The 19,630-nt window shown below is 60.0% G+C and carries 17 protein-coding genes and 1 riboswitch; of the genes, 9 read left to right on the forward strand and 8 right to left on the reverse strand.

The annotated features are described in order from the left end of the window. Positions 1-86: 86 nt before the first annotated feature. Positions 87-2,762: a bifunctional acetate--CoA ligase family protein/GNAT family N-acetyltransferase gene (locus ACLEIV_RS05290; RefSeq protein WP_410455619.1), complete on the reverse strand. Its 2,676-nt coding sequence runs from the start codon at positions 2,760-2,762 to the stop codon at positions 87-89. 105 nt (positions 2,763-2,867) lie between these two features. Here ACLEIV_RS05290 and ACLEIV_RS05295 point away from each other — a divergent pair, with 105 nt between their 5' ends. Together ACLEIV_RS05295 and cysM are read left to right on the forward strand one after the other, a co-directional pair. Beyond that, positions 2,868-3,485, forward strand: coding sequence for a LysE family translocator (locus ACLEIV_RS05295; protein ID WP_410455620.1), 618 nt, complete (start codon positions 2,868-2,870; stop codon positions 3,483-3,485). A gap of 75 nt (positions 3,486-3,560) precedes the next feature. Continuing rightward, positions 3,561-4,454, forward strand: coding sequence for a cysteine synthase CysM (gene cysM, locus ACLEIV_RS05300; protein ID WP_410455833.1), 894 nt, complete (start codon positions 3,561-3,563; stop codon positions 4,452-4,454). Positions 4,455-4,622: 168 nt separating this feature from the next. Here the strand turns inward: cysM and cysA are convergent, their stop codons facing one another. The 6 genes from cysA to ACLEIV_RS05330 all read right to left on the reverse strand — a co-directional run bounded on the left by cysA (position 4,623) and on the right by ACLEIV_RS05330 (position 11,544). Further along, the gene (gene cysA, locus ACLEIV_RS05305) at positions 4,623-5,714 is read right to left on the reverse strand and encodes a sulfate/thiosulfate ABC transporter ATP-binding protein CysA (RefSeq protein WP_410455621.1); all 1,092 of its coding nucleotides are present in this window, start codon (positions 5,712-5,714) and stop codon (positions 4,623-4,625) included. A 6-nt stretch (positions 5,715-5,720) separates the two neighbouring features. After that, positions 5,721-6,560 carry a sulfate/thiosulfate ABC transporter permease CysW gene (gene cysW / locus ACLEIV_RS05310; protein WP_410455622.1) on the reverse strand — a complete coding sequence of 280 codons (840 nt, stop codon included), beginning with the start codon at positions 6,558-6,560 and terminating at the stop codon, positions 5,721-5,723. Next, positions 6,560-7,402, reverse strand: coding sequence for a sulfate/thiosulfate ABC transporter permease CysT (gene cysT, locus ACLEIV_RS05315; RefSeq protein WP_410455623.1), 843 nt, complete (start codon positions 7,400-7,402; stop codon positions 6,560-6,562). The genes cysW and cysT overlap by 1 nt, the downstream gene beginning before the upstream one ends. Positions 7,403-7,405: 3 nt before the next feature. Continuing rightward, entirely contained in the window at positions 7,406-8,410 is a 1,005-nt protein-coding gene (gene cysP, locus ACLEIV_RS05320) for a thiosulfate ABC transporter substrate-binding protein CysP (RefSeq protein ID WP_410455624.1), read from the reverse strand. Positions 8,411-8,590: 180 nt separating this feature from the next. Further along, a complete protein-coding gene (locus ACLEIV_RS05325; RefSeq protein WP_410455625.1) occupies positions 8,591-10,558 on the reverse strand; it encodes an exoribonuclease II in 1,968 nt (655 codons plus the stop codon). Positions 10,559-10,629: 71 nt separating this feature from the next. After that, positions 10,630-11,544 (reverse strand): o-succinylbenzoic acid (OSB) synthetase, encoded by a 915-nt coding sequence (locus tag ACLEIV_RS05330; RefSeq protein ID WP_410455626.1) that lies wholly within the window; start codon positions 11,542-11,544, stop codon positions 10,630-10,632. Positions 11,545-11,820: 276 nt separating this feature from the next. After that, positions 11,821-11,924, forward strand: a riboswitch (TPP riboswitch). A gap of 83 nt (positions 11,925-12,007) precedes the next feature. Between ACLEIV_RS05330 and thiC the strand changes: the two genes are divergently transcribed. The 7 genes from thiC (at position 12,008) to ACLEIV_RS05365 (ending at position 18,985) form a co-directional block, all read left to right on the forward strand. Then, complete coding sequence (gene thiC, locus ACLEIV_RS05335) at positions 12,008-13,957, forward strand: phosphomethylpyrimidine synthase ThiC (RefSeq protein WP_410455627.1); 1,950 nt, start codon at positions 12,008-12,010, stop codon at positions 13,955-13,957. Then, entirely contained in the window at positions 13,954-15,462 is a 1,509-nt protein-coding gene (gene thiE / locus ACLEIV_RS05340) for a thiamine phosphate synthase (protein ID WP_410455628.1), read from the forward strand. The genes thiC and thiE overlap by 4 nt, the downstream gene beginning before the upstream one ends. Before the next feature lies 1 nt (position 15,463). Then, complete coding sequence (locus ACLEIV_RS05345; RefSeq protein WP_410455629.1) at positions 15,464-16,231, forward strand: HesA/MoeB/ThiF family protein; 768 nt, start codon at positions 15,464-15,466, stop codon at positions 16,229-16,231. Continuing rightward, entirely contained in the window at positions 16,222-16,422 is a 201-nt protein-coding gene (gene thiS / locus ACLEIV_RS05350; RefSeq protein WP_204796764.1) for a sulfur carrier protein ThiS, read from the forward strand. The genes ACLEIV_RS05345 and thiS overlap by 10 nt, the downstream gene beginning before the upstream one ends. Position 16,423: 1 nt before the next feature. Next, positions 16,424-17,194 (forward strand): thiazole synthase, encoded by a 771-nt coding sequence (locus tag ACLEIV_RS05355; protein ID WP_410455630.1) that lies wholly within the window; start codon positions 16,424-16,426, stop codon positions 17,192-17,194. Next, positions 17,191-18,312, forward strand: coding sequence for a 2-iminoacetate synthase ThiH (thiH, locus tag ACLEIV_RS05360; RefSeq protein ID WP_410455631.1), 1,122 nt, complete (start codon positions 17,191-17,193; stop codon positions 18,310-18,312). Before ACLEIV_RS05355 ends, thiH begins: the two co-directional genes overlap by 4 nt. A gap of 271 nt (positions 18,313-18,583) precedes the next feature. Continuing rightward, a complete protein-coding gene (locus ACLEIV_RS05365; protein ID WP_410455632.1) occupies positions 18,584-18,985 on the forward strand; it encodes an NINE protein in 402 nt (133 codons plus the stop codon). A gap of 6 nt (positions 18,986-18,991) precedes the next feature. Here the strand turns inward: ACLEIV_RS05365 and ACLEIV_RS05370 are convergent, their stop codons facing one another. Further along, a complete protein-coding gene (locus ACLEIV_RS05370) occupies positions 18,992-19,561 on the reverse strand; it encodes a TetR/AcrR family transcriptional regulator (protein WP_410455633.1) in 570 nt (189 codons plus the stop codon). Positions 19,562-19,630 lie beyond the last annotated feature (69 nt).

The following is a 19,630-nucleotide window of genomic DNA, read 5'->3' on the forward strand; positions in this document are numbered from 1 at the left end:
CATCAAGCTCGCCCGGCGTGCTCATCGGATCAGGGGCCGGCCGACAACCCGCTGCTACATCCGTGCTGTATTCGAATACGATGCCGTTAAAGGCTCGGCGCTATCTCTTCTTTTTCCAACTGCAATTTTAGTTCGGCGACGCCGTCTTCCAACTTTACCTTGACCTTGAATCCCAGCTTGCGCGCCAGGGTTATCATGCCTCGGTTCGAGGGCATGGTCATGCCGCTCAGGCTATGCAGACCGCGGGCTTGGGCATAGTGGATGATCTTCTCCATCAGCAACCGACCCAGGCCGACGCCTTTGAGATCAGAACGCACCAGGACTGCGAACTCGGCGTCGTCGTTGTCCGGATCGGATATGGCTCGCACGACGGCGAGAATATCACCGTTCTCGGCAATGGCCACGAAGGCCATTTCCCGGTCATAGTCGATCTGCGTCATGTGGGCCAGCTCTTCATGTCCGATCACCACATCGGCAAAGAAGCGTTTATAGCGGTCTTCATCGGAGACATGGCCGACAAAGTCTCTATGGGCGGGCTCATCTTCCGGCAATATCGGTCGAAGTATTATGGTGCAGCCATCCTTGAGCTGTGCCCTTTCTTCCCATTCCTTGGGGTAAGGCCGGATGGCCAGTCGGGCCTGACCATCGCCCTCGAAGGGCTCGAGTTTCATGCTGACATCGAGGGCGATAAGCTCCTTGCCGGTGGCCAGCAACGGATGAATATCGAGTCGGGTGATTTCGGGATGATTGATGATCAGATGAGACACCTTGGTCAGCACCCGGCAGAGGGCTTCCATATCCAGTGATTGCTGCGAACGGTTGGCCCTGACCTTGCCGCTCTTAAGCGCATGAATCACCAGATAGCGGGCCAGGGTCATGTTAAGCGGTAGCAGGGCCACCGCGGCCTGCTCTTCGCCTTCCCAGTCGATGCCGCCATCGCCCAGCAGGACCACGGGGCCAAACACAGGATCCGAGCGCACGGCAATGTGTAGTTCCTGGGATCCGGCCCGGCGGGCCATGCGTTGTACCATGAGGCCGTGAATGCGGGCGCCGGGATAAGCCTGCCGTACCCGGTCCAGAATGGCATCGGCGGCCTGGGCCACTTCTGTGGCCGAGCGCAGATTGAGTACCACGCCGGACACGTCGGATTTATGCATGATATCCGGAGATCGCAGCTTGATCGCTACTGGGTAACCGATTTGTTCGGCAATGTGAGCCGCTTCTGTGCTATCGGAAGCAATCCAGGTGGACAGGGTATGAATGCCGTAGGCTGCCATCAGCCGACTGACTTCATGGGTGTCGAGTTGAGTGACTCCCTGATCAAAGGCTTCTCTGATAAGTAACCTCACCGTTGCGCTGTCGCTGGGCATATCGGAGATGGACACAGGGGTTTCCATCAGTTGCTTCTGGTTGCGACGATACTCCACCAGGTGCATGAAGGCTCCGGCGGCGCTTTCCGGGGTGCGATAGGTGGGGATGCCTGCATCGGTAAAGCAGCGGCGGGCCTCGAACACGCTGGTTTCCCCGGACCAGTTGGTCAGAATATTGAATCGACGGGCGCGAGGATTCTCCCGGAGGATATGGATGATCTCTTTGGCCACCCGGGTGCTGGACACGCTGGCGGAGGGCGCATGCATGATCAGGATGGCGTCGCAGTCGTCGCTGTCGAGCAGGACTTTCAGGCTGTCGATGTAGCGCGCTACCGGCGCGTCGCCGACAATATCGATGGGGTTGGTCCGGGACCAGGCCGGCGGTAGTACCTTGTTCAGCGCCTCTCTCGTATTTTCGCTCAGGCTGGCCAGCTTGCCGCCCCGGGCCAGCAGGGTATCTATGGCCATGATGGCCGGGCCGCCGCCGTTGGTGAGGATCACCAGCCGCTCGCCGCGCAGGCTCTGGGCATGGTTGAGGGTTTCTACCGCAGCAAACAAATCGTGGGTGTCTCTTACCCGCAGCATGCCGGCCCGGCGAATGGCGGCGTCGTAGGCCGCGTCCATGCCCACATCGCCGCCGGTATGCAGGTGACCCAGCTGGGCGCCGATCCGGGTTTTTCCGCTTTTGACCACCAGCACCGCCTTGTTGCGGGAAGCGGTTCGCGCCGCCGACATGAAGGCGCGGGCATCCTGCACCGCATCCATATACAGCAGAATGGCGCTGGTATGTCTGTCTCGCGCCAGGTAGTCGAGCAACTGGGCGAAGTCGATGTCGCAGGCGTCCCCCAGAGAAATGAAGTGTGAAAAACCGATATCGTTGTGGCGAGCCCAATCCAGAATGGTGGAGCACACCGCTGCCGATTGGGAAACAAAGGCAATTCGGCCCGGTTTCGCCGGAAAGGGCGCAAAACTGACATTCAGACCCAGGTGCGGCAGTATTATTCCCATGCTGTTGGGGCCGAGCAGGCGCATTTTATGTTCGCGCGCGCTGGTTTTCATTTGCTCCAGCTGATCGGAGGTGGTTCCTGCGGCCAGGACAATGGCGGCTTTACAGCCTTTTCGGCCAAGCTGGTCGATAATGCCCGGATTCTTGCCGGCCGGCGTGCAGATAATGGCCAGATCGGGCACCCGTGGCAGGCTCTGGATATCGGGATAGGCCATGACTCCGGCCACGGCCTCGTATTTGGGATTAACGGGCATGACAGGGCCGCTGAAATTGCCGGCCAGTAGATTTTTCATCACCAGCTTGCCGGCGCCATCGTCCCGATGAGAAGCGCCGATCACGGCGATGCTGGCGGGCCGGAAGAGAGCATCAAGTCCTTTCAGCGGCATGGGGTCTCCTTGAATACGGGATGGCAGGATTTGACTGGTTGTAGCATATTATCAGCCTGCGAGCTTTTTTATGTTAATCACCGACAATTCCGGCTGAGGTATAAAATGGAACTCTGGTTGTTGTTTATTCCCGCCTGTCTGGCCCTGAATCTAACACCGGGACCGGATATCTTCTTTGTGCTGTCGCAAGCCCTGGGCGAGCGCCGTTTTGCCGGTATCTGGGCGGCAATGGGGCTGGGTGTCGCTTATCTGGGGCATACTCTGCTGGCGGTGGTGGGGTTGTCGGCGCTGGTGATGCAGTCGGCGACCGCCTTCATGGTGATCAAGTACCTGGGGGCGGCTTATCTGCTGTATCTGGGCTGGACCAGCCTGCGCAGCGCTGCCGCGATGCCGTTGCCCCGGGCGCACAACAACGGCAGCATCGGCCGTATTTTCTATCGTGGCCTCATGGTCGGCTTGCTGAATCCCAAGGTGGCGCTGTTCTTTCTCGCCTTTCTGCCCCAGTTTATCAGCCAGGAGTCAGGCTCTGTACCCACGCAACTGCTGCAACTGGGGTTGGTGTTTACCCTGACCGCTACTCTCTGCAACGGCGCCTATGGCCTGCTTGGCCAGCGACTGAAACGGGGCTTGCAGGGGCGGGAGCGGGTGTCGGTTTACCTTAATCGGATCTCGGGTGGGCTCATGATGGCATTGGGCGCTCGTTTGGCGCTGGTGCAGCAATAAGCTATCGAGACCATGGGTGTCATCGGGTAAAATGATTTTCATGCCTTACCTACGCATAGCTTTCAAGGATTAATGATGCAATTTCCGACCATAGAGGACTTTGTCGGCAACACCCCTTTGGTGCGCCTGCAGCGCTTGGCCAGCCACACCAACAGTCAGGTGCTGGTGAAGCTGGAAGGCAACAACCCGGCCGGCTCGGTAAAAGACAGACCGGCCCTGAACATGATCCGTCAGGCCGAGGCGAGAGGGGATATCAAACCCGGCGACACCCTGATCGAAGCCACCAGCGGCAATACCGGCATCGCCCTGGCGATGGCGGCGGCGATCAAGGGCTATCGCATGGTGCTCATCATGCCCGACAACGCCACCGAGGAACGCAAGGCCTCCATGCTGGCCTATGGTGCCGAGCTGATTTTGGTGAGCAAGGAAGAAGGAATGGAGGGCGCCCGGGATCTGGCAGACAAGATGGCGGCCGACGGCAAGGGCGTGATCCTCGATCAGTTCAACAATCCGGACAACCCGGAAGCGCACCTGCTGACCACGGGGCCCGAGATCTGGCAGCAGACCGAAGGTCGAGTTACCCATTTCGTGTCCAGCATGGGCACGACCGGCACCATAATGGGCGTGTCCCAGTATCTCAAGCAGCAGAATACGGATGTGCAGATAGTCGGCCTGCAACCCTGCGAAGGCAGCCATATTCCGGGCATTCGCCGCTGGCCCGAGGCCTATCTGCCGGGCATTTTCGAAAAAAGCCGGGTCGATCAGGTACTGGATATCAGCGAAGAAGAAGCGGTGGCTGTCATGCTGAAGCTGGCGAAAGAAGAAGGTCTCTTCTGTGGTGTCAGCTCCGGCGGCGCCGTGGCCGGTGCGCTCAGGCTGGCGGAGCAGGTCGATAACGGCATCATAGTCGCCATCATCTGCGACCGGGGCGACCGCTACCTGTCATCCGGGGTGTTTAACCAAGCCTGACGGTAGCGGTAAGCTGTCAGCTATAAGCCGTAAGTTACCCGAGTGGCCTGCGGCTTCTGTTACAGCAGAGATACTTGCAGCTGATTGTGGATTAACCGAAATAAGCAGGCACCTACAGGTGCCTGTTGTTTTACTTATCGCTTACGGCTTAACGCTTCCAGCCTGGTTTCAAGCCGTTAACGCCAGACTTTCTTCGGTTACCTGTTGATCGCCCACATAGAGGCGGCCGCCCTGGCTGCCCAGATAAAGAGTCTGACCGCGGCGGGCCTGTTCCAGTTGCTGGCGAGGCAGCTCGGCTTCCAGCAGTTGGCCCGGCCAGTCCTGAGGTTCCAGCTCCAGCCGCAGCAGGGCACCGCGTGGATTGACATCGGTCACCACGACCGGCAGCGGATGCTTGGCATCGGCCTTGGCGCGCAGACTGATCTCGTGTGGCCGCAGGTACCAGCTGGCCTTGCCTTGTTTATGGCTGGCCACCGGCAGTTGCAGCGGATAATGCCCTACCTTGAAGCGGCTGCCGTGCAGCTCGCCGTCAATCTGATTCACCTCACCGAGAAACTCCAGCACGAAGCGGCTGGCCGGCTGCTGCCAGATGTCGTCCGGGCTGCCGATCTGCTCGACCTTGCCCTGACTCATCACCACCACCTGATCCGACACATCCAGTGCCTCTTCCTGATCGTGGGTCACGAAGATGCTGGTGAAATGCAGTTCGTCATGCAGTCGGCGCAGCCAGCGGCGCAGTTCCTTGCGTACCTGGGCGTCGAGCGCGCCGAAGGGTTCGTCCAGCAGCAGCACGCGCGGTTCTACCGCCAAGGAGCGGGCCAGGGCCACGCGCTGACGCTGACCGCCAGACAGCTGCGCCGGAAAACGATCGGCCACATGGGACAGCTGAATCATCTCCAGCAAGTCGCCAACGCGGCGCTTGATGTCGGCTCTGGAGGGGCGCTCGGCCTTCGACATTATGGTCAGTCCAAAGGCGATGTTGTCGAACACCGTCATGTGGCGAAACAGCGCATAATTCTGAAACACGAAACCGACCTTGCGATCCCGGGCGTGCAAGTCGGTTACATCGCTACCATTGAAGCGAATACGGCCGCCGTTGGCGTGTTCCAGCCCGGCGATGATGCGCAGCAGCGTGGTCTTGCCCGAGCCGGAGGGACCCAGCAGTCCCACCAGCTGACCGCTGGGCAGGTCGAGGTTGATGTCCTGCAACACCCGGGTTTTGCCGAAGGACTTGTGAATACCCTCAATCTGAATACTCATGCGGTCTTACTCCTGTGCTTCGGCGCTGTGCAGGCGCCACTCGAGATAGGATTTGAACAACAAGGTGAGCACTGCCATCAGCGTCAGCAGGGCGGCGGCGGTAAAGGCACCGACCGCGTTATAGTCCTGATGCAGTAGCTCGACGTGCAGCGACAGCGTATTGGTTTCGCCGCGAATACCGCCGGATACCACCGACACGGCACCGAATTCACCCACCGCCCGGGCATTGGTGAGGATCACCCCGTACAGCAGCGCCCAGCGAATATTGGGCAGGGTGATTTTGCGAAACAGTTGCCAGCCGCTGGCTCCCAGCAGCACGGCGGCTTCTTCCGAATCGGTGCCCTGGCTGCTCATCAGCGGCACCAGCTCACGCACCATGAAGGGACAGGTGACGAACACCGTGACCATGACAATGCCGGGCCAGGCAAACATCAGCTGGATGTCGACTCCGTCGAGCCAGCCGCCCACCGGGCCATTGACGCCGTACATCAGCAGATAGAGCAAGCCGGCCACTACCGGCGATACGGCGAAGGGTACGTCCATCAGGGTCAGCAGCAGCTGACGACCGCGAAACTGAAAACGGGTGACCAGCCAGGCCAGCAGGGTGCCGAACACCAGGTTGATGGGCACGGTGAGCGCCGCCACCAGCAGGGTCAGGCCGATGGCGTGCAGCATGTCCGACTCGTTCAGGTTGTCCAGCACACCGCCCACCCCGGCGGCGAAGGCGCCGGCAATAATGGCCAGCAGCGGTACCACCAGCAAGAGCAGGGTCAACAGCACGCCGGTGCCAATCAGCAACCAGCGCCCCCAGGGACGGGATGTCTTCAGTGCAAGTGTCTGTTCCATCAGCTGTTGCCTCGTACTCGGCGCATAAAGCGGCTTTGGATACCGTTGATCAGGAACAGCAGCACGAAAGAGGCCAGTAATATGATGCTGGCAATGGCACTGGCGGCGGCATAATCGAATTCCTGCAGCTTGATGAAAATCATCAGCGAGGTAATTTCGGTTTGCCAGGGCATGTTGCCGGCAATAAAGATAACGGCGCCAAATTCTCCCAGGCTGCGGGTAAACGACAGCGCGGTGCCGGTGATTAACGCGGGTTTCAGCTCGGGTAACACTACCCGACTAAAGGCCTGCCAGGGGCTGGCCCCCAGGGTGGCGGCCGCTTCTTCGTATTCCGGACCCAGGTCTTCCAGCACCGGCTGCACGGTACGCACCACAAAGGGCACGCTGGTAAATACCATGGCGATGACGATGCCTATCCAGGTGTAAGACACCTTGATACCCAGCTCGGCCAGCCATCCGCCGTACCAGCCATTGGTGGCAAACAGCGAGGCCAGGGTCAGACCGGCCACCGCGGTGGGCAGGGCAAAGGGCAAGTCCATCAGGCCGTCGAGCAGGGCCCGGCCCGGAAATCGATAGCGTGTCAGAATCCAGGCCATCAGCAGGCCAAAGACCATGTTGAACAGGCTGGCGGCGGCGGCGGCGCCGAGGGTGACCTTGTAGGTAGCAACCACCCGCGGGTCGCTTATTACCTGCCAGTACTGCGACCAGCCCATCTGGCTGGTGTTGAGTATCAGCCCGGTGAGCGGCAGCAGTATGATCAGGCTGACGAACAGCAGGCTGGTACCCAGACTGAGGGTAAAGCCCGGTAGTACCCGTTTGGATGAACCCAGCAGCGCCGCCATGACTTAGCGTCCCTGTGCCTGCAGTTGATCCAGGCTGCCACCGTTGGCGAAGTGGGCGTCCATGGCCTCTTCCCAACTGCCGAAGATGTCTTCTACCTTGAACAGCTCGGTGGCGGGGAATTTGTCTGCCACTTCGGCGGCGACGGTTTCGTTATGTACCCGGTAGTAGTAACCGGCCAGAATGCGCTGGGCTTCGGGCGTGTATAAAAACTCCAGATAGGCTCTGGCCTGATCGGCGGTGCCGTTACGCTCCACGTTGCGGTCAATCCAGGTTACCGGGAACTCGGCCAGCACGTCTACCGGCGGTACCACCACCTGATAACCCGCTTCCGGGTTCAGTGCGCTGATGTTGTTCACTTCCGACTCGAAGGTGATCAGTACATCACCGATGCCACGTTCCACAAAGGTGGTGGTGGCGCCACGGCCGCCGGTGTCGAATACCGCCACCTGCTTGATCAGCTTGCCCATGTGCTCGCGAATCTTGTCTTCATCGCCGTTGAATTGCTTGTGGGCGGCGCCCCAGGCGGCCAGATAGGTATAACGGCCGTTACCGGAAGTCTTGGGGTTGGGGAACACCAGCTGTACGTCTTCCCGGGTCAGGTCGTCCCAGCTCTGGATATTCTTGGGGTTACCTTCACGCACCAGAAACGCCATGGTGGAGAAATAGGGCGAGCTGTCGTTGGGCAGACGGGCCTTCCAGTCGGCGGGGATCAGCTTGCCCTTCTGGTGCAGCACGTCCACGTCGGTGACCTGATTGTAGGTGACCACGTCGGCACGCAGGCCCTGCAGAATGGCTTGCGCCTGGCGGGAAGAGCCGGCGTGAGACTGTTTTATCTGCAGCTTTTCACCGGTTTTCTGCTCCCAGTGTTCGATGAACACCGGGTTGATGTCGGCAAACAACTCGCGGGCGATGTCGTAGCTGCTGTTGAGCAGTTCTTTTGCCTGAAGAGGGACGGCGGTGCTTAACCCAGCGGCAAACAGCAGGGTAGCCAGAAGAGATTTACGCATGAGGAACTCCAGGGACAATATAGATGATGACCCGAGTTTAATATTCTCATGAGATATTTAAACCAAGTTTGATAGTCTTTTAAGTAATATGAAAGCAAGAGTGGATCTATCGAGACCGACTAACAAAAAAAGGGCCTGCATATGCAGGCCCTTTTCACGTCAGCTTTTTACCGATGGGCCTTATTGCGGGGCGACCGGTGAAATCGGCTGTGCCGGCTTGGCGATCAGCGAGCGGGTATCTTCAATTGCTTCGGTAATGATCACCTGTACCGCCTGACCCAGCTCGTACAGCGGGGCCTTGTCCAGGTAAACCCGGCCATCGTCCCAGCTGCATTCCAGTCGATCCCGGTTGGCCAGGATCAGCGAAGAGGGCATGAACACCACGGCACCGTTTTCCTGCAGGCGCAGCTTGACGCCACCGCGACCGATGTCGATCACTTCGGCATCGAACACCTTGCCTTCGGCCACGGCCGGCTGCAGGTAACGCACATACAGCCAGTCGGCGATATCGCGCTCGGCCCGGCGATGCATGCGGCGTTGTTCGGACAGATGTACCGCCAGCTCGACGCTGGGAGCGTGCACTTCATGGGCCTGCTCGGCGAGGATGGCCTTGATCAGACGGTGGTTGACGATGTCGCCGTATTTACGAATCGGCGAGGTCCAGGTGGCGTAGGCGGTCAGGCCCAGGCCAAAATGCTCGCCCGGGGTGGCGCTCATGGCGGCAAATGACTGGTAACGACGAGTGCGACTGTCCAGATAGGTGGTGTCGCGTGCGTCCAGCCAGCGGCGCAGGGCACAGAAGCCTTCCAGGCTCGACAGGGTTTCCGGCTCGAAGGGGGCCTCATGGGTCTGTAGCAGCTCGACCAGGCCTTCCATTTTTTCACTGTCAAAACCGGCGTGCACGTTGAAGATACCGGTGCCGGCATGTTCGGTCAGCCAGCTACCACAAGACAGGTTGGCGGCGATCATCGCTTCTTCTACCATCTGGTTGGCGATGCGACGATGATCGACCAGAATGGCGGTGACGTTGCTGTCTTCGTCCAGTGCAAAGCGGTAATCGGGTCTGTCTTTGAACACGATAGCGTGCTCGCTGCGCCAGGCGCTGCGGGCATGGGTCAGGGCGGTCAGCTCACGCAACTGCTCGGCAATGACCTCGCTGCCGGGCTGCCAGTCGCCGATTTGCTCGACCCAGTCAGAGACCTGATCGTAGCTTAAGCGGGCCTGGGAGCGAATGCGGGCGGCGAAGAATTCGGCCTTGCCGGACACCTTGCCGTCAAAGTCGATAAGCAGACGGGCACAGAGGGCCGGACGCTCTACCCCTTCCTGCAGCGAACAGAGTTCGTCGGCCAGGGTGCGGGGCAGCATGGGAATGTTGCGGCCGGGCAGATAAACGGTAAAGGCGCGTTCGGCGGCGACGCGGTCCATTTCGCTGTCGTGGGCGACATAAGCGGTCGGATCGGCGATGGCAACGGTCAGTTCCCAGGCGTTATCCAGCTTCTTCACGCTCAGGGCATCATCCATATCCAGCGTGGATTCGCCATCGATGGTGAAGAAGGGCACCTCGGTAAGATCCTGACGCGGCAGTGTGTCTTCCAGCGTTTGCCATTCGGCTCTGTCTTCCGGAGCCTGATTGGCCAGCTTGTTGCGGGCCAGCACCACCCACCAGGGGGCGATGGGGTCCTCAACGCCGGCAATCACTTCTACCACGCTTGCGAAGAAACCGTTGTTGTCTTTCAGCGCGTGGCGGGTAAGTTCGCCCAGCACCCAGTCGCCTTCTTTCAGGCTTTTTTCGTCCAACCCCTTGATGGCGCGTGCCTTGATGGCATCTTTCATCAACGGATGATCGGGCACGATATTGAGCCGATCACGGAACCACTTCACCCGGGCCACAAAGCGGGTCACACCGGCCTCGATCAGGGTCTCGGGTTCAACCAGTTCGCGATCGTTTTCGGTACGCACCACGGCGGTAATGTGATCGCCATGCATCACTTTTTTCATGTGCGGCGGCGGAATAAAGAAGCTTTCTTTCTCGCTTACTTCGAGAAAACCAAAACCTTTGGAGGTGCCTTTCACGATGCCTTCTTTAATGGGAAGGGTTTCGCGGATCTGTTGCTTGAGCTGGGCCAGCAGGGGGTTGTTTTGAAACATAAGTAAAGACCTGTCGAAATATGCGCCTGACTATACGGATTTACCCCCCCGATGCCAAGGAAACCTTGGTGCTAGCCGTGGCGCTGGATCAGCCTGAGTCTGGCCATGTCGGGGCGGCCCTTATCGTCCATCCCCTGATCCAGCAGGTAGCGCAAACGGCCCAGTGCGGCCGGCCGGCCCGGATTCCACTGTTGCGAGAGGTGGGCCAGCTGGCGGCAGCCCAGGCCGCTTTCCAGGCTGTCGGCTAGCATCACCTCCAGCCCCTGTCGGCGGGCCTGCTCGATCAGCTGCCGACACAGCGCCAGCCCGCCCAGCTGGCTGGGTCTCAGCACCAAGGCCTTGAGTTCGTCGAATACGCAATAGTCGGTGCCGGCATAACGGGCGAGGTCGAAAGCCACCGGCCAGCCGTGTCGTTCGGCCAGTTGCTGGCCCGCATCCATGTCGGCGGCCGGGTCCAGCAGCCAGTCGACTCGTTCGCCGTCGATTCGCTGCCACAGGCCGGTCATTTGTTCCGGCGACAGCCGACCGCCCGCGTCCAGCACCAGCCGTAACGAAGGGGCCAGCAGGGTAAGCTCGCGCACCAGGCCTGCATCGTGTTGCACATCGCCGGTCAGGGTAAGCCAGGCTCGGCTCGGATGCTCCCGGCGGCAGCGCCAGGAGCGAATGATGGGGTCGCGGGCGCCTTCCAGCAGCGGCAGTGAAGACGCGGTGTCACCGTCCATTTCGCTTACTCCGGCCAGGGCGCAGTCCAGCCCGAACTGCACCGAGGGCAGGCGGGCGCCATGTTCTCGACCCTGGCTCAGCCGCCGGCAGGCGGCCAGCACATCCTGCTCGGCATCGACCAGCGATTCGCCGGGCAGGGGCGCGATTTCGCCCCAGTGGCCGTTAATATCCACATAAAAACCCCGGCGCCGGCTCAGGGAAGTCCCGTTAATGGCCAGTCGCATGGTCAGGGGAAGTTCATAGGCATAAACTGCAATCTGCATGTGAGGGTCCCGTCAGGCTCGTCAGAGGTATCTTTGGATGAAAATAACATGAGGTTTGGTCACAGGGTAGCGTCTTGCATCGGAGTGGTGCATTTTCGGCGGCCGTGTTGGCGGTACAAACAGGCGACGCCGGAGCGGATTTTTTGTCTTCTGTTGATCAAGCGGTAAAAACCACCATGAATCCAATGCTTAAATGTTTCATTGTGGTTAATTTTTTATAGACCACATGTCGAGTAATGGCTTTGCTTTTGTGAGCCGAGTCTGTTTATACTGGCCACCATCTTGTCGGAGTGCTCTATACGGGCTGAGACCACGAAAGTGGGATCCGTTGAACCTGATCAGGCTAATACCTGCGTAAGGGAAACAAGTGAGAACCTGGCGCCATACCTCTTCTTCTGCCGAGTTCTTCCTCAACACTCCTGGCAAGCATTTTCACCCTCAATGGATTCGAAGTGAGATTGCTATGTCAAAAATAAACCGTCGTGAAGTTCGCAGCCAGGCTCAGGAATTTATCGATAACCTGAAAGGCGAGCATTTCCCTAATTCCCGCCGCATTCACATCGAAGGCTCGCGCCCGGACATCAGGGTCGGCATGCGCGAAATTCATCTGGCCGACAGCTTCAAGGGCGGCACCGAAGAAAACCCCATTCTCGAGCCCAATGCGCCGGTTCCGATCTACGACACCGCCGGCCCCTATGGCGATCCCGAGGCAGAGCTGGATGTACGCAAGGGCCTGCCCCAGATGCGTCGTCAGTGGATTCTGGAACGCAACGACACCGAGGAACTGGAAAGCGTCACCTCCGAGTTTACCCAGCAGCGTATGGCCGATGATGGCCTGGATCACCTGCGTTTCGAGCATATGCCCAAGCCGCGCAAGGCCAGGGCCGGAGCCTGTGTGACCCAGCTGCACTATGCCCGTAAAGGCATCATCACCCCAGAGATGGAATACATTGCCATCCGCGAGAACATGGGCCGCGAGCGGGTGCGGGACGAAATGCTGCTGCAACAGCATCCGGGCCAGAACTTCGGTGCCAACCTGCCGGAGAGCATTACCCCCGAATTCGTGCGCAAGGAAGTCGCCGAAGGCCGCGCCATCATTCCGGCCAACATCAACCATGCCGAGTCCGAGCCGATGATCATCGGTCGCAACTTCCTGGTGAAAATCAACGCCAACATCGGCAACTCGGCGGTGACTTCATCCATCGAAGAGGAAGTCGAGAAGCTGGTGTGGGCCACCCGCTGGGGCGCCGATAACGTGATGGATCTGTCTACCGGTCGTTATATTCATGAAACCCGGGAATGGATACTGCGCAACAGCCCGGTACCCATAGGCACAGTGCCCATCTACCAGGCGCTGGAAAAGGTGAACGGCGTGGCCGAAGACCTGACCTGGGAAGTGTTTCGCGACACCCTGATTGAACAGGCCGAGCAGGGGGTGGATTATTTCACCATCCACGCCGGCGTGTTGCTGCGTTACGTGCCCATGACCGCCAAGCGGGTGACCGGTATAGTGTCTCGTGGTGGCTCCATCATGGCCAAGTGGTGTCTGTCGCATCACAAGGAAAGCTTCCTCTACGAACATTTCCGGGAAATATGTGAAATCTGTGCCGCCTACGACGTGTCTCTGTCGCTGGGTGACGGCATGCGTCCCGGCTCCATCGCCGACGCCAACGACGAAGCCCAGTTTGCCGAGCTTTATACCCTGGGCGAGCTGACCAAGGTGGCCTGGGAATACGACGTGCAGGTGATGATCGAAGGCCCGGGTCACGTGCCCATGCACATGATCAAGCGCAATATGGAAGAGCAGCTGGAGCATTGTCACGAGGCGCCCTTCTATACACTGGGCCCGCTGACCACAGATATAGCCCCCGGCTACGACCACTTCACCTCCGGCATCGGTGCCGCCATGATCGGCTGGTTTGGTTGCGCCATGCTCTGCTACGTGACCCCGAAAGAGCATCTGGGTCTGCCGAACAAGGAAGACGTCAAGCAGGGCTTGATCACCTACAAGATTGCGGCCCATGCCGCCGACCTGGCGAAAGGCCATCCGGGCGCGCAAATCCGCGACAACGCCATGTCCAAGGCGCGCTTCGAGTTCCGTTGGGAAGATCAGTTCAACCTGGCGCTGGATCCGCAGACCGCCCGATCCTATCACGACGAAACCCTGCCGCAGGAATCCGGCAAGGTGGCCCACTTTTGTTCCATGTGCGGACCCAAGTTCTGCTCCATGAAGATCACCCAGGAAGTGCGTGACTATGCTGCCGCCCAGGAGGCCATAGCGGTGCAGCTGGTAGACATGGACGGTAATCATGAAACCGTGGTCGCCGGCATGGAGCAGATGGCGGAAGAATTCAAGAAACGCGGCGGTGACTTGTATCACCAGGCCGACAAACTGGAGCGAGAAGCTTTATGACAAAACCCATCGTCTGGACCATCGCCGGTTCCGACTCGGGCGGCGGGGCCGGCATTCAGGCCGACCTGCACACCATTCAGGCACTGGGCGGCCACGGCTGCTCGGTGATTTCCGCCATCACGGCGCAAAACTCGGTGTCGGTATCCATGGTGGAGCCGGTACTGATGCAGGCCTTTACCAGTCAGCTGGTATCTCTGGCCACCGACATGCAGGCCGGTGCCATCAAGATTGGCCTGCTGCCCGGTGGCCTGCGGGCCGAGGTGCTGGCGCGCTACCTGAAGGAATACCGCCGCCAGTGGCAGCCCTATGTGGTGCTGGACCCGGTGGCCATCGCCAGCACCGGCCAGGCCATGGCCGAAGCCAACCTGCTGCCGGCCATCAAGCAGCACCTGCTGCCGGAAGTGGATCTGATCACCCCCAACGCCGTTGAACTGGAAGCACTGTCGGGCATAGTGCCCGATTCGCCCGCCAATGTGCGTGCCGGTGCCGCCGCCCTGCGGGAAATGGGTGCGGGCGCCGTCCTGGTCAAGGGCGGCCACCTCGACTGGACCGGGGATCAGGCCATCGACTTCTACAGCGACGGTGAGCGGGAAATCTGGCTGGCCAGCCCGCGGCTGGAAACCCGGCACGGTCACGGCACCGGCTGCACCCTGTCTTCCGCCATCGCCACCGCCGTGGCCCAGGACTACCCGATTGAAGACGCCCTGGTGCTGGCCAAGGCCTATGTCAACCAGGGCCTGAAAGGTGCCGAGGCCATCGGCGCCGGCGCCGGCCCCGTGGCCCATCTGGGCTGGCCGACCGAGCTGGCCGACTTCCCCGCCGTGGTGATGCCGGGCACTGCCCTGGCCGCACAGCTTGGCATTAATGGCCCCAGCACCCGGGGCGAGTTCGCTCCCATGGATACTCTCCAGCTGGGGCTCTATCCGGTGGTGACCACCATCGCCTGGCTGGAGCGCTTGCTGGAGCAGGGGGTGCGCACCCTGCAACTGCGCATCAAGGACAAGACCGACGCCGAGGTGGAAGAAGACATTCAGGCCGCGGTTGAGCTCGGCAAACGCTACCAGGCCCGGCTGTTCATTAACGACTACTGGCGGCTGGCCATCAAGCACGGCGCCTACGGGGTGCATCTGGGCCAGGAGGACATCGAAGTAGCGGATCTGGAGGCCATTCGCGCCGCCGGTCTCAAATTAGGCCTGTCCACCCACGGCTATTATGAAATGCTGCGCGCCCGGGAGCTCAAGCCATCCTATCTGGCGCTGGGCCATATCTTCCCTACCAAAACCAAGGACATGCCGTCCCGCCCCCAGGGGCTGGAGCGACTGCATCGTTATGTGGCCTTGATGGAGGCGGAGTTTCCGCTGGTGGCCATCGGCGGCATCAGCAAGGACCGCGTGCCGCTGGTGGCACAAACCGGTGTGGGCAGCATAGCCCTGGTCACCGCCATTACCGAAGCGCCCGACCCCGATGCGGCCATTCGCGAACTGCTGGAACTGGTGGAGGGATAAGATGCTCAGCGACAGCGAATTCATGCGCTATAGCCGGCACCTGTTGCTGGAAGAGGTAGGTGAAGAGGGCCAGCTGAAGCTGAAGAACGCCTCCGTGCTGGTGGTGGGCCTGGGTGGTCTGGGCTCGCCCGCCGTGCAGTACCTGGCGGCGGCGGGGGTCGGCACCCTGTGGCTGGCCGACTTCGATCACATCGAGGTCAGCAACCTGCAGCGCCAGACCCTGTATGACATAAACAGCCTGCAGCACAGCAAGGCGGAAACGGCGCGTGAAAAACTGCTGGCGCTGAATCCCGAAATTGAAGTGATCGCCATCAACCAGAAGCTGGATGAACAGAGTCTGGGCGGCTTTGTGGCCGAGGTGGATCTGGTGCTGGATTGCACCGACAACATCTCGATCCGTCAGGACATCAATGCCGCCTGCTACACCTGGGGCAAACCCTTGCTGGTGGGCGCCGCCATCCGGTTTGAAGGCCAGTTGCTGGCGCTGGATCCGGCCCGGGACCATGGCTGTTATCGCTGTCTTTATGGTCCCGACATCGGCGAACGCCTCAACTGCAGCAACTCCGGGGTTATCGGCCCCGTGGTCGGCACCATAGGCATGCTGCAGGCGCTGGAAGCCATCAAGTTTTTTACCGGTACCGGCACCCTGCCCTGGGGTGAGCTCAAGCTGTTCGACGCCAAGGCTCATCGCTGGCACGGCCTCAAGGTGCCGAAAGATCCGGCCTGTCCGGTGTGTGGAACCAAACGGGAAGAACAACAATGCGAGTAGTACTGAACGACGAAGCGCTGGATCTGGCCGAGGGCACTACCCTCGGCCAGTTGCTGGTTACGCTTGAGCAAGACAAGCCCGGCGTAGCGGTGGCCCTTAACCAACAGGTAGTCGCCCGCAGCCAGTGGGGCGAGCAGCAGCTGACCCCCAACGACAACATCACCCTGTTCCACGCCATAGCCGGAGGCTGACATGAGTCTGATCATCGCCGATAAAACCTTTAGTTCCCGCCTGTTTACCGGCACCGGCAAGTTTGCCAGCGGCCGGCAGATGAAGGAAGCCTTCGTCGCCGGCGGCACCGATCTGGTGACCATGGCGCTGAAGCGGCTGGATCTGAAAAACCACAGCGACGACATACTGCCGCCGCTGCTGGAGCTGGGCGTGAATCTGCTGCCCAACACCTCGGGTGCCCGAAACGCCGAAGAGGCGCTGTTCGCCGCCCGGCTGGCGCGCGAGGCCCTGGGCACCAACTGGCTCAAGCTGGAAATTCATCCGGATCCCAAGTATCTGCTGCCCGATCCCATCGAGACCCTCAAGGCGGCCGAGCTGCTGGTGAAAGATGGCTTCATCGTGCTGCCCTACTGTGGTGCCGACCCCGTGCTGTGCAAGCGGCTGGAAGAAGCGGGCTGTGCGGCCGTGATGCCGCTGGGCGCGCCGATCGGCTCCAACAAGGGCCTGGTCACTCATGACTTCCTCGAGATCATCATAGAGCAGGCCAATGTGCCGGTAGTGGTGGATGCGGGCATCGGTGCCCCCAGCCACGCCGCCTACGCCATGGAACTGGGCGCCGATGCGGTACTGGTGAACACCGCCATCGCGGTGGCCGGCGACCCTGTGGCCATGGCCGAGGCCTTCAAGCTGGCGGTCATTTCCGGCCGAACGGCCTATGAAGCCGGTCTGGCCGGTCCGAGCCAACAGGCCCAGGCATCCAGCCCGCTGACTGCGTTTCTGGAGACCCTATGAGTTTCTTCGACGTCTGGTCGTCCATGGACTGGGATGACGTCAAAATGAGCATTTACGGCAAGCAGGCCAGGGACGTGGAGCGGGCGCTGGCCAAACCGAAACGGGATCTGCAGGACTTCATGGCGCTGATCTCGCCCGCCGCCGAGCCCTATCTGGAGCAGATGGCCCAGGAGTCGTACCGGCTGACCCGCAAGCGCTTCGGCAACACGGTCGGCTTTTACATTCCGCTGTACCTGTCCAACCTGTGCGCCAACGACTGCACCTATTGCGGCTTTTCGATGAGCAACCGACTCAAGCGCAAGACCCTGAGTGCCGAAGAAATCGAGCAGGAATGCCTGGCCATCAAGGCCATGGGCTTCGATACCGTGTTGCTGGTGACCGGCGAGCACGAAGGCAAGGTGGGGCAGGACTACTTCAAGCAGATGCTGCCCATCATCAAGCGTCATTTCAGCTACGTGATGATGGAAGTGCAGCCGCTGTCGGAAGCCGAATACGCCGAGTTGCGCGAATACGGGCTCGACAGCGTCATGGTGTATCAGGAGACCTATCAGCACCTGACCTACGACGAGCACCATATCCGCGGCAAGAAGAAGGACTTTCGCTGGCGGCTGGAAACCCCGGACCGGCTGGGCAAGGCCGGCATCGACAAGATTGGCCTGGGCGCCCTGTTCGGGCTGGAAGACTGGCGGGCCGACAGCTTCTATGTGGCGGCGCACCTGCGCTACCTGCAGAAGCACTACTGGCAGACCCGTTACTCGGTGTCGTTCCCGCGGTTGCGGCCCTGCATCGGCGGCCTGCAGCCCAAGTCGATCATGACCGACCGCCAGCTGGTACAGCTGATCTGTGCCTATCGCCTGTTCGACGGCGAGCTGGAGCTGAGCCTGTCGACCCGGGAAGCCCGGGAATTCCGCGACAAGGTGATACCGCTCGGCGTTACCAGTATCAGTGCCGGCTCCAAGACCCAGCCCGGCGGTTATGTGGAAAACGTCAAGGAAGAGCTGGAACAGTTCGAAATCGACGACGACCGCAGCCCGGCCGAGGTGGCGAAAGCCATTAGCGCCACCGGCCTGCAACCGGTATGGAAAGACTGGGACAACAGCTACTCCGCCAGCCGTTAATCAGATAAACCAAGGTTCGTGAATGGCAAAGGCCCGTGCAGACGGGCCTTTTTGTTGTGTCGGCGGCCGGTTGTTGCAGACCCGAATTTATTCGGGCAAGGAGATGGTGGAACATCGGGTTGAGTGCAGAACCTCGGACACAGGGCCCGCACCGCCAACAGGGTTCGGGGCGACGTGCCGGGTCGCCTGCAGCTGTATGGGCATGGCGATCACGGATGGCAACGGCTAGTATAGTGGGTTTGGTGATCATGGCTCTGGGGACTAAACGACGGTGAACAACACACACAGCAAGGTAATCGGTTACATCCTGTGGATCTTCGGCTTTATGGGCGCACACCGCTTTTATTATGGTCGTCCCATCAGCGGCATCCTCTACTTCTTTACCCTGGGCCTGTTTTTCATCGGCTGGATAGTGGATCTGTTCCTCATTCCCTCCATGGACAGGGATGCGGACCAGCGTTACGCCGGCGGCCCCAAGGACTACAGCCTGACCTGGATTCTGATGACCTTTCTCGGCATCTTCGGCATTCACCGCCTGTACATGGGAAAATGGATCACCGCCATCATCTGGTTCCTCACCGGCGGCTTGTTTCTGGTAGGTTTTCTCTATGATTTCTGTACGCTGAACACTCAAATCGACGAGGTTAACCGAAAATCACGCCGTTTCGGCTGAATATCCTTAGTGAGCCGCCAAACGCAGAGCCAGTGCGCGAGCGTTGATGGCGGCCTGCTTGTCTCCCTGCACATGGGCCTGTACCGTGGCGCCTTCCTTTAACAGACACAGGTTTGTTGCCAGTTGTTCGGCCGCCAATGTGGCCAGGCCCGCCTGCTGCAGATAATCCGCGAGCAGCTTCACCACGGCCTCTTTGTGCCGGGCGCATTGGCGGTGTATCTCGTGTTCGGGCTCCCCGTATTCCCCGCAGGTATTGATGAAAAAGCAGCCGTGAAAGCGGGTTAGCAGCATCTCTCTGTCGTTTATCCAGTCATCCAGCGCCGTAAACAGGGTATCTATCAGCCCCGTCACCGTTTGCTCTCCCCGGGCCAGGCGGGTGTTTAGCCATTCCAGATAAGTGCCGTCTCTGTAGGCCACTACGGCGGCTACCAGTGCTTCTTTGCCGGAGAAATGGTGATACAGGGTTTTCTTGGCGATGCCCGCAGTCTGCAGTATCTGGTTGATGCCCACGGCGTGAATTCCCTGCCGATAGAACAGATCGAAGGCGGTTGTTACCAGCTGTTGGCGCTTATCCATACGTGTCTCCTCTTTATGTACGAATATTGACAGAGGTAGACCATTCTGTCTATTCTGGTGGCGTGTAGA

The organism is Oceanisphaera submarina (genome assembly GCF_046521305.1).
Taxonomy (GTDB): domain Bacteria; phylum Pseudomonadota; class Gammaproteobacteria; order Enterobacterales; family Aeromonadaceae; genus Oceanimonas; species Oceanimonas submarina.

Excerpts from the sequence above, each read along its gene's own strand:
- ACLEIV_RS05290 (WP_410455619.1), bottom strand. The coding sequence starts at position 2,762 with ATGCCGCTGAAAGGACTTGATGCTCTCTTCCGGCCCGCCAGCATCGCC.
- cysA (WP_410455621.1), bottom strand. The coding sequence starts at position 5,714 with ATGAGTATTCAGATTGAGGGTATTCACAAGTCCTTCGGCAAAACCCGG.
- cysP (WP_410455624.1), bottom strand. The coding sequence starts at position 8,410 with ATGCGTAAATCTCTTCTGGCTACCCTGCTGTTTGCCGCTGGGTTAAGC.
- cysT (WP_410455623.1), bottom strand. The coding sequence starts at position 7,402 with ATGGCGGCGCTGCTGGGTTCATCCAAACGGGTACTACCGGGCTTTACC.
- ACLEIV_RS05325 (WP_410455625.1), bottom strand. The coding sequence starts at position 10,558 with ATGTTTCAAAACAACCCCCTGCTGGCCCAGCTCAAGCAACAGATCCGC.
- cysW (WP_410455622.1), bottom strand. The coding sequence starts at position 6,560 with ATGGAACAGACACTTGCACTGAAGACATCCCGTCCCTGGGGGCGCTGG.
- thiE (WP_410455628.1), top strand. The coding sequence starts at position 13,954 with ATGACAAAACCCATCGTCTGGACCATCGCCGGTTCCGACTCGGGCGGC.
- thiS (WP_204796764.1), top strand. The coding sequence starts at position 16,222 with ATGCGAGTAGTACTGAACGACGAAGCGCTGGATCTGGCCGAGGGCACT.
- ACLEIV_RS05355 (WP_410455630.1), top strand. The coding sequence starts at position 16,424 with ATGAGTCTGATCATCGCCGATAAAACCTTTAGTTCCCGCCTGTTTACC.
- ACLEIV_RS05370 (WP_410455633.1), bottom strand. The coding sequence starts at position 19,561 with ATGGATAAGCGCCAACAGCTGGTAACAACCGCCTTCGATCTGTTCTAT.
- cysM (WP_410455833.1), top strand. The coding sequence starts at position 3,561 with ATGCAATTTCCGACCATAGAGGACTTTGTCGGCAACACCCCTTTGGTG.
- thiC (WP_410455627.1), top strand. The coding sequence starts at position 12,008 with ATGTCAAAAATAAACCGTCGTGAAGTTCGCAGCCAGGCTCAGGAATTT.
- thiH (WP_410455631.1), top strand. The coding sequence starts at position 17,191 with ATGAGTTTCTTCGACGTCTGGTCGTCCATGGACTGGGATGACGTCAAA.
- ACLEIV_RS05295 (WP_410455620.1), top strand. The coding sequence starts at position 2,868 with ATGGAACTCTGGTTGTTGTTTATTCCCGCCTGTCTGGCCCTGAATCTA.
- ACLEIV_RS05330 (WP_410455626.1), bottom strand. The coding sequence starts at position 11,544 with ATGCAGATTGCAGTTTATGCCTATGAACTTCCCCTGACCATGCGACTG.
- ACLEIV_RS05345 (WP_410455629.1), top strand. The coding sequence starts at position 15,464 with ATGCTCAGCGACAGCGAATTCATGCGCTATAGCCGGCACCTGTTGCTG.